The organism is Streptomyces sp. 4N124, assembly GCF_052245395.1.
In the GTDB taxonomy this organism is placed as follows: domain Bacteria; phylum Actinomycetota; class Actinomycetes; order Streptomycetales; family Streptomycetaceae; genus Streptomyces.
In genome coordinates, this window is the sequence record NZ_JBQQBS010000107.1 from 1 (window position 1) to 16,108 (window position 16,108).

Consider the following 16,108-nt stretch of genomic DNA (forward strand, 5'->3'; position numbering starts at 1 on the left):
AGAGCCGCCTTCGGGATTCGAACCCGAGACCTACGCATTACGAGTTGTCCGATCTTGGTCCGGGAGTGTCCACGGATGTCCGCCGTGGGACTCACACCCCTGGTCAGATGGGTTGCCAGACTTCCGTGGACATCAGCGGATCGCCATGGAACGGGCGGCCATTGAGACCACCGTTGAGACCACGACCTCTTCATCCCGAGGCCACTATGGCGGGCACTCGACCTTGGGCTGGCGTGCCCCTGGCTGCTGCGACCAGCCGAAGCTGCCGTTGAACGCACTTGAAGGCTCAAAGGGCACGGCTGCGGAGCATGACCGTTTCGTCGCGGAGCCCTACCCCTTCCGGGGCGCACATGTTAATGCACAGTAACTTCCGAAAATGTCAGGATCCTGGCCATGGAGCCTGCCAAGCTGTTCATGACGGCAGGTTGAGCCGTACGGCCACCTCCACCCCTTCGCGCACCTCGTCAGCCAGCTGCTTGCGCGCAGTAGCTGCCATGGGCTGCTTCGGGGGCCAGATGTTTCCAACTCTGTCGCCATCCCATCGGGGAACCAGATGCATGTGCAAGTGAAAGATGGTCTGGCTGGCAGCGAATCCGGAGGAATTAATCAGATTTAGGCCTTGAGGCTTCAGGGCGACACGAAGGCCATGAGCAACCCGAAGGGTCGACTCCATAAGACTTTTCGCTGGTTCGGATTCGAGATCCCACAGATCCTGCACATGCATTCTTGGTACTACCAAGGTATGACCCAATGTTGCCGGATTCAGCGGAAGAAAGGCGACACTGTCCGGAGATTCAAATACCACTTCAGCCTCAGAGCGCCCTTGGACGATAAGACAGAATGAACACTCATCCAAATCATCAGTAACCATGGCCACGCCTACCTCTCAGGATTTTCAATCTTGAGTCGCGCAGGGTACAACAAGACCACCATACCGTGAAAGTGGAGACATGAGTCGCAAGGCATTTTACAGCTTCCACTACGTTCGCGACAGCCACCGAGTGGCGCAAATTCGGAGCGCCGGGGTTATCGAGGGAAACAGGGAAGTTTCGGATAACGCCTGGGAGGAAGTGAAGCGGGGCGGCGATGCGGCCATCAAGCGATGGATCGACGATCAGCTCTACGGCAAATCAGTCGCAATCATCATGATTGGGTCGGAGACGGCCGGTCGAAAGTGGATTAACTACGAGATCGAGAAGGCCTGGAACGATGGCAAGGGTGTCTTCGGAGTCCACATTCACCGCCTGAAGAACTTGGCCCAGCTTCAGTCACCGAAAGGGGCCAACCCGTTCGCCAGCATCCCGCTGACCAACGGAGGCAGACTGTCTTCGCTGGTTAAAGCTTACGATCCCCCTTACACCGACAGCAGGGACGTCTACCGATACATCACGCAGAATATTCCCGCCTGGGTTGAGGCTGCAATCTCCGATCGGTAAAGGTGAGAGCCAATCCCCTGCCGCTGCTCGCAGCGGCAGGGGATTGTATTGTGCATTAACACCAGGCGCGATCTTTGAGGATTCCACCGACCAGGAAGACGAGATTCACCAAGGCAAGAGTGCCGTAGAAATTCCGCATCGTATGGGATCTAATGACGTCCATCCAGGGAACTGCCGAGTGATAGCTATTGACTTTCATGGCAAACGGCTCGACGGTCGACCCAGGCAGACGAACTGCGTCATAGAGTTTCCTGAAGAGTCGCTCTTGTCGCAAATAGTAGCTATCGAGAAGCCAAAAACCTGCAATCGGCATAAATCCTGTGACAGCCACCTTCCAGCTGAGATCCTTAGAGAGTACAGCGAAAAAAATACCCGCCGCAGTCAGGGTCCATCCTTTAATCAAAAATGAACCATTCCCAAGCCTGGTGACAATTGCCTGAATGAATTCAAGATGCTTTACCTGTTGATCGCTGATCGGAATATTCGGACCAGGGTTTGAAGAATTCATTATTGACTCCTGAACTGAAATAGGTGAAATGCGAGGCGGCCCAAGACTAGCTCGCCTTCCATACAGGTCACGGAGCAACGCTTCCTCATAGGTCGGCGGAGCGGCTTTTGGGCGCGTGATCATCGCCCCTCAAGCTTCCGGCGAGTCGCGCAGTTTGTGGATTTGCTCGTTCAAGCGCGATGTTGAGGCCGTGATCCTACAATCCGAGGCGCCGCCTAGCTCTATCCATTTCATTGGTTTGGCGCTCCAGTGCTTCATCGTCAATTGTCATGGTTAGGTCCAGCGTAATCTCCAGATTTTTACCCCCGGCGATTCGCTCGGGAACAGAGTCCGCTTCTGCTACGAATCGATCGATGAAGTCTCGAATCTCTTTCAGAGGTTGGTCCGCCAGCCTGGCTGTTGCCTCCATCACTTCGCTCAGCTCTTCTGGGACACCTGCACCTCTAAGCGCCGAGGCGACATCCATCATCTGCTCGTAGATCCCTACCAATCGTGTAGCAATATGCTCGATCAGCTCAGCATTTCCGGGCTCCCCCCGGGCCCCGAAAGCACGCAGCTGAGCTTCGGTGCTCAGCATCTTGAGAATGTTCACGGGGCAGGCCGCAAGGTCACTTAGTGAGTTCTGGAGGAACGTAAAAACTTGGCTGATTTCATAGTGCTGGCCTGTGCGGCTCGCGTATCCCAATTCATGGTCTCGCCACTTTGCTTCCAGGGCGTTGCGGCGCTGCCAAAGTACACCGCCATAGAGAAGATACTCCCACGCAGGAGGGCGTTGCGCGAGAAGCTCTCGTTGTTCATCAGGGGTACGTGGAACGCGGAGAATCTTCGGTTCCGGCTTTGTTGCCCCAGGGGCACCAGAAAGCTTTTGTCTAACCAGGGATACTAGCTGTTCCTGTGGGGTACTTCGAGCATCAATGTACCCAATAGTGGGACGCAATCCGGGCAGTTCACTGTCATCGAGTCTTACGGGAAGGAAGTACGGGTCCTTTTCGGTCAGCGCTCGCGCCTGTGCACTCATACGCTCATGCTGCGTCCAAGGCTTACTGATGTAGTGGAAAGATACGAAAACGATGACGAATCGCGCACGCTTCCTGTACACCTCATCCAATTCGGTATATAGATCGCGGCCCCACAGGTCAGCAGTGAAATATTCGTCATAGAAGATCCGAACTTCCTTTTCTTCGAGCATGCCAGCAATAGCCTCAACATACTTGCGGTCCTCTGCGGCATAAGAGAGAGCGACGTCAAAATCGAACGTCTCGGTAGGTGAATTATCCATTCAGGCACACCAGCGCTTTCGTTTGTGGGAAGGCTTCACCTCTATCGTCTCAGGACCAAACGCGGCCGCGCATGGTTTTACAAAAGGTCCTCGTGCTCGAAGCTCCGCCCTCGCGCCGAAGCCGATCGAGTGGGCGAGGCTGTTCTGCGCCATATAGGTGGGCAGCTTTAGTCAAGGCGGCAGCTAAGGAAGTGTGAGGGGCACTGCGGCCTGAGCGCTGCGAGTGGCGGCCCGGATCCCCGGCCCTGGGTATGAGCGGCGCCGCCCGGGCCCTCTCCGCAGCGGTCGTGAGTCGTGGGAGTCTTGGGGGTGACGACGGGCGAACACAGAGGGAGAGCGAGTGTCGCAACAGGCCAACCCTCGGGGAACCTTCCTACAGATTGCCGAAGCAGTGAAGCGGCAGATCGAGGACGACCAGAACATGACGGAGTTGCCGTCCCTGGCTGAGGTCATGCGCGACCACAAAGTCTCACGCGGAGTCGCGCTCCGTGCGTTCGGCGTGCTGCGGCAAGCAGGCGTGGCCGAACCGGCGCCGGGCGAGCGGTGGCGAGTCGTGCGCTCGGGTGCACAAGCCGACCGGCGCCCGCTCGATCAGCGGATCGCGGACATCATCACGGCTGAAGGGCTCGAAGTAGGGGAAGCGTTCCCAAGCGCTTCCGCGCTGGCCGAACGGTTCGGGGTCTCACGTCCCACGGTGACCAAGGCTCTGGACAAGTTGGAGACCGCCGGCGTGCTGGCGGGGGGAGGACAGGGCAGGGTGCGGACGGTCCGCGCCGTGCCAACGCGAGAGGAGCGTTCCTAGCTTGCCGAAGTTGACGGAGTGGGCCTATCCCCTGGCTGAGTCCCTGCTCGCCGAGCCGCTTCCGCGGCGGTGGCAGCATTCCTTGGGAGTCGCCCAGCGAGCGCGAAGCGTCGCGCTAGTTCTCGGGGAGGATGCCGAGTTGCTAGAAGCCGCAGCTGTCCTGCACGACATCGGCTACTCGCCGGACCTCGCCAAGACCGGCTTCCACCCGCTCGATGGCGCCCGCTACCTCCGCGACGTGGCGCAGGCCGACGAACGGATCGTGAACCTGGTGGCTCACCACTCGTGCGCATGGATGGAGGCGGAAGCCCGGGGCTTGCGTGAGGAGCTGGAGGGCGAGTTCCCGCGTGAGAGCGCGCACCTCAATGACGCTCTCTGCTACTGCGACATGAACACCACGCCGGACGGGACTCCGACGAATCCCGTCGACCGTGTCAACGAGATCGCCGGGCGCTACGGGCCGGACAGCCTCATCGGGACGTTCATCCGCCGCGCTGAGCCGGAGATCCTGGCGAGCACGTCGCGCGTGCTCGAACGGGTCGCCGCCGCCAAGCGTCAGCCGATGTAGGGAGCCGTCCGCGTCCGGTCCATCGCGTGCTCGATCCGAAGCCGCATCGTGGGGTGGACGTCCAGCTTCGACAGGTCCGCCGGGTCGACCCAGCGGACCTGTGTCGTCTCGTTGCTGGTGCGCACCTCGCCGCCGACCGGCCGAGCGCGGAAGCAGATACTGAACTGTTGGCGCACCTCGCCGTCGTCGTACTGCATCACGTGTCCGGGGTCCGTGTAGATCCCGGACACGTCGACGACTTCCGCCTTGATGCCGGTCTCTTCCCAGACTTCACGCACCACGGTGTTGCTGATGGACTCCCCCACGTCGTGCCCACCACCGGGCAGTGCCCAACGCCCGTTGTCGGAACGCTGAATCATGAGCACCTGACCCGCATCGTTCTGGACGAACGCCACGACCGAGGGCACGACCGAGTTGGCCTTGGGCGCGTCAGGGTCGTGCAGGTAGTCAATCCGTCCCATGCTCAGGCTCCTGTGCTGTCGCTGTCCGTAACCTGACGAGCGCTTCCCCAGGTCTGTTCGATGCTATTCGCGTACGTGTCGAACAGGCCGCCCCCCGGCATACGGCGCAGGTGGAAGACGGGTGCCATGTAAGCGCCGATCCCGTAGACGTGCGGGTTGACGAGCATCTCGTCATCGGATCGGTAGATGGAGTTGTACAGCGTCGTGGCGTGCAGCCGGAAGCCGATCTCAGGGTGGCTCTTGAAGAGTGGGCGATAGTTCACAAGTGCATTCCGGATCTTGCCGTCCATGATCCGATGGCCTTCATCTATGCCGCGCTGCCGAACAGCCTCGCAGTCTGGATCTCCTAGCAGGATGCGCACCTGAGTGGTCCCCTCAACCTTCCTCTTCAGAAGATCGATGAAGAGGGGGTCCTCCGACAGGAAGAGCCCGGAGTAGACGAGGACGTCAAGGTTCCTGTGGGCTCGTGCGTACATCTCGCGCCAGAGGCCTAGCGGCACTGTGTGGCGGTGTGGGTACACGGCCACAATCTCGGCCTTGGTCAGGTCTGTTGCGCTCTCCAGCGTTTTTCCGTCGTCCCACAGCGTCGTGACGTCGACCTTGAGCGCGGCGGCAGTGGCGTACTGGTGCCGCCGGTACGGCGCCTTGCCCTGCGTGATCCAACGTTCGACCGTCTTGGGGTTGACCTTGATCTTGTCAGCCAAGTCCTGGATGGTCATGCCGCTCGCCAACAGGGCTGAGCGCAAACGCTCGTTGGACATCCATCCCCCAGGGGACATCTAGGGAGCTCTTGAAGGCAGTAGGGAGCTCTTGACGGTAGTCAGAACTCCCCGAGCTGTCCACGTACGGGGTAACCAACTCCCCTGACCTGCAGCGATTCTGAATGTGCGCCAAGAAGTCCCGGCGCAAAACCAAGAGGTTCTGTCAGCAGGCTTGACGGAGCCCTATGCAGTACCTGTAAAACAGGTACTGCACCATCTCGGGACGGGACTGCTCGGCAGGAAGGCGGCTTCGGTCGCACGCCGCGAGCCCCGTGCTGACTGCTCTTTGACATCGCGAATACGTGGGCATCTGAGCCGTCTCCCCCGAAATGACGGCCGCGCGGCTGCAAGGCCGCGCATCTGTACGACTCGACCTTTCCGCAGCTCAGTGGCTGCGGCCGGTTGCCTCCGCTGCTCGTCTCGCACGAGCAGCGCTGAGGGGAGCCGGATCTACCGACTTCAACGGCGCGCGGCTCCCGGGGTGCCACCCGGGAGCCGCTGTTCGGGCCGTTTCACCTGCTAGGGAGACCACGACCCATGCAGCACATCGTCACTGTTCAAGAGGCTGTTACCGCGTTCGCTCCGTTCATGGAGCCCACGGATGCGGAGCTGGACGCCATCGAACGCGAGATGCCCGCCATCCGCGCCGAGATGGAGCTGTTGGACGCGCAGATCATCACCATCGACCGCACCCCGACCGAGCTGGACGAGAAGCGCATTCGCCGCGCCCGCCGCCGGGTGCTCGCCGCCCACCGCGACCAAGTCAACGGTCGCGCCGGGCAGCCGGGCGGTGCAGCATGAACCTTCACCGCAACGGACGCGCTGCCCTTGTCCTCGCCCTGGTCGTTGTGGTCGTCATGGCGTTCCGGGTCTCCTGGAACGCCCTGCGCGACATCGCCAACGCGGTCGGCGCGGACGACACGGCGGCGATGCTGTACCCGTTCGTGGTCGACGGCCTGATGGCTCTCGCCCTGATCGCCACCCTCGTACTCACGGGCAAGGACCGGAAGTTCGCGCTGCGGGTGCTGGGCACCTACACCCTCGCCTCACTGGTCCTCAACTACGTGCACGGCCTGGTCCCGGAGCTGCACGGCGCATCGGTCGACTGGGGCCGACTGGCCGAGTGGGACCCGGCGAACTGGGCGCTCGTGCTGCTGGCCACCTCGCTGCCGGTCGGGTCGATCTACTTCGGCTCGGACCTGGTCGCCAAGGTGCTGCACCACCAGCCCGCGCCGATCCCCACCGCAGACACGAATGCGGAGGAATCCACTGAGACCACTAGGAATCGGTCTACGGCTGACCTGCCGGAATCGACCCCCGCGCCGATCACGGCGTCGATGGTGCGGGTGCCCGATCCGGTCGCGGTCGACTTCCTGAAGTCGGCCCTGCCGCTCAAGCCCGTGCCCGCCATCGCCCCGACCCCGATCAGGTCGACCGCACCGCGCGCGGTGGCCGCCGGATCGACCCGGCCGCGCCGTGCGACCGGTCAGGTACCCGCCGTGGCCCGGTCACCCCGACCGAAGCGAACGGCCGCTCAACTGCTCGATGAGGCACGGACCGCAACGGCCGGTTGGACGGACTCACAGATCACTGCCGAGGGCATCCGCCGCACGGTCCGCACCTCGCCCGCCAACGCCCGCATGCTGCGCGACACGCTGCTTGCCGAGCGCGCGCAGGCCGCCCCGGCGGCGCCGTGATGTCCGGCGCCTATGGCAAGTGCTTCGACCCCACCGGCGCCCGCTACGGCGTGCCCGCCTACCCGTGGCGTCTGGCCCCGGACGGCCTGGCCACGCGCCGCCAGTTACGGGCGAAGGGCCTTCGCCCGGGCGGCCAGCCGATCGCGGCGCAGGTCATGCGGGTCAACCGGCGTGCCGGCGGGATGCGGGTGGCGTACCTCTACCGCGTCGATCTCGCGAAGCCGGTGCGGCCGATGACGTCGCGCAAGTGGGGCGCGCTGGCGCTGGCGATGCTCGCCCGCCGTACCTGCCCGAACTGCCGCCTGGACGTTGGCTACTGCATTCCCCGCCGCTATGGCATCTGCGGTCTGTGCCTGGCTGCCGAGGAACAGCGCACCGCCGCCTGAACCTCCCTTCACACTCAAGGAGTTGTGCTGTGACCAGCACGAACACCCCCGCACACGAGGTTGCCTACTACTGGTTCGCCTGGGTGGACGTGTCCGGCCTGGGCCGCGCGTTCGCCTCCGGAACCGTCACCGGGCCGCGCGGCTACACCCGCGCCGACGCCCTGCACGACATCACCGACTGGCTAACCAAACGTGCCTGCACCTGCCCCCGCAACGACCTCACCCTCCTGCCCGCCACCCCTGAAACCCTCACCGGCCCGGACACCGGCCGCTCCCTGGAAGGGAACTGACCATGCGCAACGCCGACATCCGCCGCCTGGACAAGGAGATCCGGCGCACGACGAACAAGCTGGAAGCCGTCAAGCGGGGCGAGTGGTGGCCGCTGACCAGCCGCGAACGACTCGCGATGACCCGTGCGATGACCGGCGGCGCCCGCAGCATCCACCGGGGCCGCAGCACGACCGGCGCGGAGAACCGGATGGACTCCATCGGCTCCGCCGTCGAGACGCGGCTGAACGCCGAACTGACCGCCCTGCACGGCGAGCGTCAGCGGCTGATCACCGAGGCCGCCCGCGCCAAGGCCAAGAGGAAGTCTTCCGGCTGGTTCTGACCAGCCACAACACCGGGGTGGCTCGCCTCTTTCCACGGACACGGCCACCCCGGTTCTCCCTCATCAACTCCCGCCCCGATCGGGGCAGTCAGGAGAACCCCCAGCATGACCGAGAACGTCGTCAACCTCCACAAGCCCACCGACGCGGCCCCCACCGTGCTCACCGTGGTGCCGGACCCCCGGCCCGCGCCGCCCGTCCCGCTGTGGGTCCGCTCCGGACGCGCGGTGAAGACCGCGGTCACGCACGAGAGCACCAAGACCGCCATCCGCGCGGTGGCCCGGCACGGTCTGTACACGTTCAACGGGGGTCGGATCGTGGCCCGCCGGACCTGGGACGGCCGTACCGGCGCCCGGTACGAACGCATGCTCCGCGCGGCCGAGGCCGCCGGGAACTACGAGGTGGCCGAGGAGTGGGAGGAGCGGTTGCAGCGCTTCCGCGAGGCTCGCCACCGCCGCCGTATGGACCTGCTGCACTCACCGGTGGAGGTAGCCAAGGGCGTCGGGGTCGGTGTCGGCATGAGCGTCGGCGCGCTGGTCGCGCTCGGGGTCGTGATGGCCCTCAACAACGGCGAGGCCAAGGACGTCATCACCCCGCTGAAGGCGACCATCGACTTCATCGCCACCCTGATCCGGATCGTTCAGGTCGTATGGGGTCCCGGGCTCGTGATCGGCCCGTTCCTGGCCCTGCTCGCCCTGTGGACGGTCGGCAGCAAACAGCAGGCCGCACCCCAGTGGGCCCTGCCCGCCAACATCCGCAACGGCGAGGGCGAGCCGATCACCCCGTCCATCGTCGTCAAGGCCCTGCGCGACCTGGGCATCCCCGCCCTGCGCAAGGCCATCCAGGAGATGGGCGACGCGGGCGCCTCGATGCTGGGGCCGATCACGATCGCCGGGTGCGGTGTCGAAGTCGACGTCACCCTTCCCTCGGGTGTCGCCACGAACGAGGTGCAGACCAAGCGGCGCAAGCTGGCAGAGAACCTGACCCGGCACGAGCACGAGGTGTTCATCACGATCCCCGAGGCGGCCCGCACGGTGCGGTTGTGGGTGGCCGACTCGGGGGCGCTGGACGAGCCGATCGGCCCGTCCCCTTTGGTCACCGACGAGACCCTGACCGCGAACTACAAGACCGGCAGGGCCCCGTGGGGGCAGGACCTGCGTGGCGACGCGGCAGCCCTGAGTCTGTATCAGCGCCACCTGCTCATCACCGGTCTGTCGAACCAGGGCAAGACCGCGTCCCTGCGTGCGCTCGCCCTGTGGGCCGCGCTGGACAGGACGGTTGAGTTCCGTCTCGCTGACCTCAAGGGCGGTGACTGGGTCATGTGGGACGGCCTTGCCACGGTGCTCATCCAGGGTCCGACCGACGACCACGTCATCCAGACGACCGAGATGGTCGAGGGCGTGGTCGAGGAGATGAACCGCCGCATCGAGGCCCGCCAGCACGACCCGGGCATCGTGTTCGATCCGCTGATCTGCATCGTCGACGAGGCGCAGGTGGCGTTCATGTGCCCGGTCAAGGACGACGAGGGCCGCCCCTACGGTGGCTCCAAGGCCACCAGCCGCTACTTCATGGCCGTCCGCAAGATTCACAACCAGGGCCGTGCCGTGAACGTGCTGATGTGGCAGGGCACCCAGGACCCCACCGACCAGAACCTTCCCAAGCTGGTGCGCGAGGGCGCCCACACCCGCGCCGCGCTCGCGCTGGGCACGGAGTCTCAGGCCCGGATGGCGCTGGGGGACAAGGCGGTTGACGGCGGCGCCGCGCCGAACCTGCTGCGTCCCGGCCTGGATCAGGGAACCCTGGTCGTCGCGTCCAGCGGCATCGAGATCCCCAAGGGGCAGTCATCGATCACGGTGCGCACGCACTACATCAGCGACGATGACGCCAAGGCCATCGCCGCCCGCGCCAAGGCGATGCGCCACGGGATCACCACCCTGCACGCCATCGAGCGGGGCGAGGAGCGCGATCCGCTCGCCGACATCCTCGCCGTGCTGGGCAGCGATGACCGGGTGCGCACCCAGGACGTCATCAAGCGGCTCTCCGCGCTGAGCGAGGACGCCTACGGCAAGTGGTCGTTCGTGGACCTCAAGCGCGTCCTGGACGACGCCGGTGCCGAGCCCTACAAGTCCGACGGCCGCATGGTCGTTGCCCGTGACCGCGTCGCCCAAGCGCTCGCCAACCGCGACGGCGAGGGTTCCGCTTCCGCCTCCGAGTGACAGGGAGGCGCCCCCGCCCGGGGCAGGGAGGCAGGGAGAACTCCCTGCCCGCCTCCCTGCCCTGCCTCCCTGGCTCTGACCTGCGCGAATGATCGTTCAGGGAGGCAGGGAGGCATCCCAGGTCAGACCCCTGAAACCCCCTCCACAGCGCCCCTCCAAGGGGGTGCCTCTGCCTCCCTGACTCATCGCCGGAAGGGATTCCGCATGTACCCCGAACCTGCCCGCCAAGCGCCCGCCGACCGGGCCGTCGACGTCCACCAGCCGACCCCGATACAGCCCGTCGTCGTGCAGTCGGCGCCGCTCGTTCCCGCCCAGCCGGGCCACGTCCCGGCGGTGGCGAGCATCGTTCTGCCGGACGGCCGCGTCGTCACCGGCTACTCGCTCACCCCCATGCAGCCGGACCCGGTCGTCACGGTGAAGCCGCCCGTCTCCCGCGCGGCCGTGAACGTCGCCCTCGGGGGCGTCGGTTTCCTCGCCGTGTGCGGCGGACTGCTCCTGCTGACCACCTTCATCACCGCACTGACCGCGCTGATCACCCAGCTCATCACCCTCGCCGCCGTGATCTTCGGCGGCTGGATCGCCGTGCAGATCTTCAAGCCGCACGGTCACCAGGGCGGGACCACGGTCAACATCCGCAAGGCCGTGATCAAACGCAACCACTTCCACAGCTAGCTACGCCAAGGGCGGCCCCCTCTCGCCAAAGACCGGGCCGCCCTTGTCCACCTGCCCACAACAGACCTGTGGAGGTCTCCAGCATGACCCAACCCACCGACATCCGGCGAGAGCACCTGCCCGCCGCTCTCTCCCTGGCAGCCTCCGGCGTGCCCGCGCTCCCGCTACGGGCGGGGAAGGTGCCGTTCGGGAACTGCCGCCGCTGCGCCGACAACGCGTGCGGCGGGCGACCGAACATGAAGACCCCCGGCCCCTGCACCTGCCCGGCGCCCTGCCACGGCTGGGCCGCCGCCACCACCGACCCCGAGGTCATCAACTCCCCGAGGTGGGCGCGGGCGTGGCGGGACGCGGCGGCGGTGGCCTACCACCCCGGTGGCGCCGGTCTCACTGTCGTCGATCTCGACAACGCGGACGCCCTCGCGTGGGCCCGTGCGAGCCTGCCGGCCACCCGGGCCGTGCCGACGACTCGGGGTGAGCACTGGCTCTACCAGGGCGCCATGCAGTCCGCCAACGCCGTACGCCCCGGCGTCGACATCAAATCCACCATGGCGTATACGCGTTGGCTCGGACCCGGCACCGGCACCATCACGGCTCTGCCGGACGCCGTGCGTGCGCTGGTCGTGAAGGCACCCGCCCCGGCCCGATCGACGGCCGTCACGGTGCCCGCGCTGGCCGGTGGCGGGGAGTGCCCTCACCGCACGCCGACCTATCTGGACCGTGGCATCGCCATGGCCGTGCAGCGCATCACCGAGGCCCGCGAGGCAGTGCACACCACCGTCTACCGCACGTTCCTCGCGGTGCTGTCCACGCACGGCCGGTGCGGCTGCCTCACCGAGGCGCACACCGCGCGGCTGTTCACCGCCGCCCAGGCCAGGGGCGAATCGGCCCGGCACTGCGCCGACGCGTGGACCAACGCCCGTACCACGTTGGGACTGTAGCTATGTCCGACGACGAAAAGACCCCGGCCCGTGCGGTCATCGCCGACTACGCGCAACAGCACTTCCGGTACTTCCGCACCGCTGAGGGGACCGTGTACGCGCAGAAGTACGGCCACCCCGTGGCCCGCCCGATCCGCTCCCAGGGCGCCACGGGCAGCCACCGCCAGGAACTCATGGTCGGCCTGTTCAAGGACGGGCACGGCGTGTTCAATGGCACGGCCCTCAAAGAGGCGTTGGACCTGATCGAAGCACTCGCGCTGTCGGAGGACGTGCAGCCCGTCCACATCCGCGTCGCCCCCGGATTCGACGGGGCGACCTGGCTAGACCTGGGCCGCGACGACGGAAAGTCCGTCCGCATCCACCCCACCGGCTGGGACATCCTCACCCCCGACCCGCGCGAGGTGTCCTGGCGCCGCACCCAACTCACCGGCGAACTGCCCCTGCCCGCCAAGGACACCAACGGCAAGGGCATCGACCTGCTGCTGCGGCTGTGCAACTTCGCCACCGCGGAGACCGAGTGCCTGGCTATCGCCTGGCTCATCGGCTGCCTCGGGCCGTCCGTGCCCGTCCCCGCGCCGTTCCTCACCGGGCCGCAGGGGGCGGGGAAGTCCACCGGCGGCCGGATGCTGGTTCGGATCATCGAGGGCATGAGCGGGGACCTGCGCCGGGCGCCCAAGGACGAGGAAAACCTGACCACGGCGGTGGCGGCCGGATGGGTCACCGCCCTGGACAACCTCTCCCACATGACGCCGGACCTGTCCGACGCCATGTGCCGCATCGTCACCGGCGCCGAGGACGTCAAACGCGCCCTGTTCACCGACGGGGACGTGTACCGCATCGGCTACCGCCGCCCCCTACTCATGACCGGCATCGACGTCGGAGTCATCCGCCCCGACCTCGCCGAACGCCTTCTGCCGCTGCGGCTGGAGCGGCCCCGCGTCCGGCGCACCGAAGACGAGCTGTGGACCGAGTACGCCGAGACCCTCCCCATCGTCCTCGGCTCCCTCCTGGACCTCACGGTCAAGGTCCGCGCGGCGGAAGCGGAGACGCCCACGGACCTGCGCATGGCGGACTTCGCGCGCCTGTGCGCGCAGCTCGATGCGGCAACCGGCCTGGGGGCGCTCACCGCCTACCGGGCCAGTCTGGACGACCTGAACGACGACGTGATTGAGGGTGATCTGCTCGCGCAGACCGTCCTCAGGCATGCCGACACCATCGAGCCGGGCGGGGCGCAGCGGATGACCTCCACCGAGTGGCTGCACTGCCTCAGTCGCCTCTACAGCGGCGAGGACTTCCGTCCCCTACCCAAGGGCTGGCCGACCACCGGCAAAGTCCTCTCCGACCGGCTCAAGCGCCTCCAGCCGACGCTTGCCGCTCGCGGTCTCCTCATCGACACGGGCCGCACCAGTGAGGGCCGGTACCTCGAAATGACCCGCCTGGCCACCCCGCCCTCACACGAGCAACAGCGGATGTACTAACCGCCGCCCCCGGACAGGCAGTAAGGGGCCGCTTCGCGGCGCGTTCTTTGGGCGGCGTTCCGCCGAACAGCAAGAGGAGCACGCCTCGCCCCTGGTGCTCTTCTTGCTCTTGTCCCGGCGGCAGCGCCGCCGCCCAAGGTCGCGCCGCGAAGCGGCTCCTTCTTCACGCTTGAGGCGCCACCCCCACCACAACAGACACCCCTCTCTTGTCCTAAGAGGGAAGACGCTGCGTCATCTGCGTCATGCGAGCCAGAAAACGGCCCCTGACCTGCGGCAACATCCATGACGCAGAGGACCGTGTCTGCGTCATCCTGCGTCATCTGCGTCATGCGATGACGCAGCCCATGACGCGCCGATGACGCACCCTCAAGCCACTGCGTCACACAAAGCCGCAGGTCAGCAGCCTGAATGACGCTGATGACGCAATGACGCAGAAATCCGAACCTCGGACACACGCGGGCGCCCTGCCCGCGTGGAGTCCCCACGGCAAAGCCGACAGACCCCGCCCCGTCTTCAACCCCGAGGAGACGTCTCGGATGAGTACGGCCATTGAGGCAGTGAGCAACATCATCGACGCACCCATCGGTCGACTTCTCTATACCCCCGAGGAAGCCGCCGAGGTCCTCAGCTACGGCCGTTCGACCGTCTATGAGCTGATGGCCGAAGGGTCCTTGAAGTACGTCAAGCGCGGCCGTTCGCGCCGCATTCGCCGCAGCGACCTTGAGGCCTACGTGAACGGCCTGGAACCCGTCTGCAACTGATCAACGCACGCCTGAGGCGGCCCTGGACAAGCGTCCTGGGCCGCCTCTCGCATGGAGGAGTACATGAGCCCCCGCAATCCGAACATGGAGTCATCCATCTACGAGGGCAGTGATGGATGGTGGCACGGCCGCGTGACCATGGGCGTCAAGGACGACGGCAGTCCGGACCGGCGTCACCGACGAGCCCGAACGGAAGCCGAGGTGAAGCGCAAGGTTCGTGAGCTGGAAGACCTGCGCGACAAGGGCCGCGCACCCAAGGCTGGACGCAAGCCGACCGTAGAGCAGTGGATGACCACCTACCTGACTGACATCGCGTCCCTGAAGCTCAAGCCGCGTTCCCTGGACGACTACTGGTCCAAGACCAGGAACGACATCATCCCCGGCATCGGCAAACACCGGCTCGACAAGCTCCAACCGGAGCACCTGGAGCGGATGTACCGCGTCATGCTGGACGAGGGACACGCGCCCTCCCACGTACTCAAGGTGCACCGGATCCTGTCGCGCGCCCTGAAGATCGCTCACCGCCGCCGACTGATCGTCGAAAATGTGGCATCCCTCGTCGACCCGCCCACGGTCGACGAGACCGAGGCGAACCCGTTCACGACCGAGGAGGCCAAGGCGTTCCTTGAGGCCGCCGTCAAGCGCCCCACCTTCATGCGGTGGTGCGTCGGTGTCGGCATGGGCTTCCGGCAGGGCGAGACCCTGGGCCTGAGGTGGCCGTACGTCGACCTCGACAACGAGCTGTTCCGCCCCGAATGGCAGCTTCAGCGCCTCACGTGGCGGCACGGCTGCAAGGACCCGCACGCGTGCGGCGCGAAGTTCCACCGGTTCGAGCCGTGCCCGCCGGACTGCACCACCCACAAGGGCTACAAACGCGGATGCCCGAAGCCATGCCAGGAGGGCTGCACGAGTCACGCCCGCGCGTGCCCCGACCGCAAGGGCGGGGGCTTGGTCTTCACGCGGCCCAAGACCAAGAAGAGCCGGAACGCCGTACCCATCCCGCCGCCCTTCATCCCCTACCTGCGCGAGCACAAAGGACAGCAGGAGGAGGCGCGTGCCGAAGCAGGGGACGCGTGGGAGGAACACAAGTTGGTCTTCACCCGCCCGGACGGTCGCCCTCTCGACCCTCGCCAGGACTGGGAGGAGTTCAAGGAGCTGTTGGCGGAAGCCGGGATCGACGACCGGCGCCTGTACGACGGGAGCCGTCACACCGCCGGGACGATCCTGAACGAACTCGGGGTGGACATGCCGACCATCATGGAGATCCTTCGGCACACCCAGATCAGCCAGACGCGTAGGTATGTAAAGGGAAGATCGCACCTCTCGAAGGACGCGATGCGCCGCATGGGAGACCACTTCATGCCCCGGTCGGAACCCACTACTGAGACCACAACTGAGACCGGAGACAGGAAGGCAGCACGGGCGCAGCGTCGCCGCCGCATCCGCTGAACGAGAAAGCCCAGCTCAGACGCCGTCTGAGCTGGGCTTCGAGAGAGCCGCCTTCGGGATTCGAACCCGAGACCTACGCATTACGAGT

19 protein-coding genes are annotated in these 16,108 nt (G+C 65.6%); 14 read left to right on the forward strand and 5 right to left on the reverse strand.

All coding sequences use genetic code 11. The features are described 5' to 3' along the window. Positions 1-412: 412 nt before the first annotated feature. Positions 413-871, reverse strand: coding sequence for an HIT family protein (locus ACTWQO_RS47200; protein WP_443243581.1), 459 nt, complete (start codon positions 869-871; stop codon positions 413-415). A 79-nt stretch (positions 872-950) separates the two neighbouring features. Between ACTWQO_RS47200 and ACTWQO_RS47205 the strand changes: the two genes are divergently transcribed. Beyond that, positions 951-1,436 (forward strand): TIR domain-containing protein, encoded by a 486-nt coding sequence (locus tag ACTWQO_RS47205; RefSeq protein WP_443243582.1) that lies wholly within the window; start codon positions 951-953, stop codon positions 1,434-1,436. A 55-nt stretch (positions 1,437-1,491) separates the two neighbouring features. Here the strand turns inward: ACTWQO_RS47205 and ACTWQO_RS47210 are convergent, their stop codons facing one another. Together ACTWQO_RS47210 and ACTWQO_RS47215 are read right to left on the reverse strand one after the other, a co-directional pair. After that, complete coding sequence (locus ACTWQO_RS47210) at positions 1,492-1,944, reverse strand: hypothetical protein (RefSeq protein ID WP_443243583.1); 453 nt, start codon at positions 1,942-1,944, stop codon at positions 1,492-1,494. Between the two features lie 196 nt (positions 1,945-2,140). Beyond that, positions 2,141-3,223, reverse strand: a complete 1,083-nt coding sequence (locus tag ACTWQO_RS47215; RefSeq protein ID WP_443243584.1) for a toll/interleukin-1 receptor domain-containing protein — start codon at positions 3,221-3,223, stop codon at positions 2,141-2,143. A gap of 340 nt (positions 3,224-3,563) precedes the next feature. On the opposite strand from ACTWQO_RS47215, the gene ACTWQO_RS47220 reads away from it, so the two are divergent. Both ACTWQO_RS47220 and ACTWQO_RS47225 read left to right on the forward strand, forming a co-directional pair. Further along, the gene (locus tag ACTWQO_RS47220; RefSeq protein WP_443243585.1) at positions 3,564-4,025 is read left to right on the forward strand and encodes a GntR family transcriptional regulator; all 462 of its coding nucleotides are present in this window, start codon (positions 3,564-3,566) and stop codon (positions 4,023-4,025) included. Between the two features lies 1 nt (position 4,026). Further along, positions 4,027-4,593, forward strand: coding sequence for an HD domain-containing protein (locus ACTWQO_RS47225; protein WP_443243586.1), 567 nt, complete (start codon positions 4,027-4,029; stop codon positions 4,591-4,593). On the opposite strand, the gene ACTWQO_RS47230 is transcribed toward ACTWQO_RS47225, so the two are convergent. Together ACTWQO_RS47230 and ACTWQO_RS47235 are read right to left on the reverse strand one after the other, a co-directional pair. After that, a complete protein-coding gene (locus ACTWQO_RS47230; protein ID WP_443243587.1) occupies positions 4,581-5,054 on the reverse strand; it encodes an NUDIX domain-containing protein in 474 nt (157 codons plus the stop codon). The two genes, ACTWQO_RS47225 and ACTWQO_RS47230, sit on opposite strands and share 13 nt — an antisense overlap. Before the next feature lie 2 nt (positions 5,055-5,056). After that, the gene (locus ACTWQO_RS47235) at positions 5,057-5,815 is read right to left on the reverse strand and encodes a helix-turn-helix domain-containing protein (protein WP_443243588.1); all 759 of its coding nucleotides are present in this window, start codon (positions 5,813-5,815) and stop codon (positions 5,057-5,059) included. Between the two features lie 537 nt (positions 5,816-6,352). Here ACTWQO_RS47235 and ACTWQO_RS47240 point away from each other — a divergent pair. From ACTWQO_RS47240 to ACTWQO_RS47290, 11 genes are all read left to right on the forward strand, one after another. Next, on the forward strand, positions 6,353-6,616 hold the full coding sequence (locus ACTWQO_RS47240; protein WP_443243589.1) for a DUF6284 family protein: 264 nt from the start codon (positions 6,353-6,355) through the stop codon (positions 6,614-6,616). Further along, complete coding sequence (locus ACTWQO_RS47245; RefSeq protein WP_443243590.1) at positions 6,613-7,512, forward strand: DUF2637 domain-containing protein; 900 nt, start codon at positions 6,613-6,615, stop codon at positions 7,510-7,512. Before ACTWQO_RS47240 ends, ACTWQO_RS47245 begins: the two co-directional genes overlap by 4 nt. Next, complete coding sequence (locus ACTWQO_RS47250; RefSeq protein ID WP_443243591.1) at positions 7,512-7,898, forward strand: RRQRL motif-containing zinc-binding protein; 387 nt, start codon at positions 7,512-7,514, stop codon at positions 7,896-7,898. The genes ACTWQO_RS47245 and ACTWQO_RS47250 overlap by 1 nt, the downstream gene beginning before the upstream one ends. Before the next feature lie 29 nt (positions 7,899-7,927). Beyond that, positions 7,928-8,188, forward strand: a complete 261-nt coding sequence (locus ACTWQO_RS47255; RefSeq protein ID WP_443243592.1) for a hypothetical protein — start codon at positions 7,928-7,930, stop codon at positions 8,186-8,188. Between the two features lie 2 nt (positions 8,189-8,190). Beyond that, positions 8,191-8,508: a hypothetical protein gene (locus tag ACTWQO_RS47260; protein ID WP_443243593.1), complete on the forward strand. Its 318-nt coding sequence runs from the start codon at positions 8,191-8,193 to the stop codon at positions 8,506-8,508. A 105-nt stretch (positions 8,509-8,613) separates the two neighbouring features. Further along, positions 8,614-10,722, forward strand: coding sequence for an ATP-binding protein (locus ACTWQO_RS47265; RefSeq protein ID WP_443243594.1), 2,109 nt, complete (start codon positions 8,614-8,616; stop codon positions 10,720-10,722). A gap of 204 nt (positions 10,723-10,926) precedes the next feature. Continuing rightward, on the forward strand, positions 10,927-11,394 hold the full coding sequence (locus ACTWQO_RS47270; protein ID WP_443243595.1) for a hypothetical protein: 468 nt from the start codon (positions 10,927-10,929) through the stop codon (positions 11,392-11,394). Between the two features lie 83 nt (positions 11,395-11,477). Next, the gene (locus tag ACTWQO_RS47275; protein WP_443243596.1) at positions 11,478-12,332 is read left to right on the forward strand and encodes a DNA primase; all 855 of its coding nucleotides are present in this window, start codon (positions 11,478-11,480) and stop codon (positions 12,330-12,332) included. A 2-nt stretch (positions 12,333-12,334) separates the two neighbouring features. Beyond that, positions 12,335-13,810, forward strand: a complete 1,476-nt coding sequence (locus ACTWQO_RS47280; protein WP_443243597.1) for an ATP-binding protein — start codon at positions 12,335-12,337, stop codon at positions 13,808-13,810. A 536-nt stretch (positions 13,811-14,346) separates the two neighbouring features. After that, positions 14,347-14,571, forward strand: a complete 225-nt coding sequence (locus ACTWQO_RS47285; RefSeq protein WP_443243598.1) for a helix-turn-helix domain-containing protein — start codon at positions 14,347-14,349, stop codon at positions 14,569-14,571. Between the two features lie 63 nt (positions 14,572-14,634). Next, positions 14,635-16,020, forward strand: a complete 1,386-nt coding sequence (locus ACTWQO_RS47290) for a tyrosine-type recombinase/integrase (RefSeq protein WP_443243599.1) — start codon at positions 14,635-14,637, stop codon at positions 16,018-16,020. Positions 16,021-16,108: the final 88 nt, after the last annotated feature.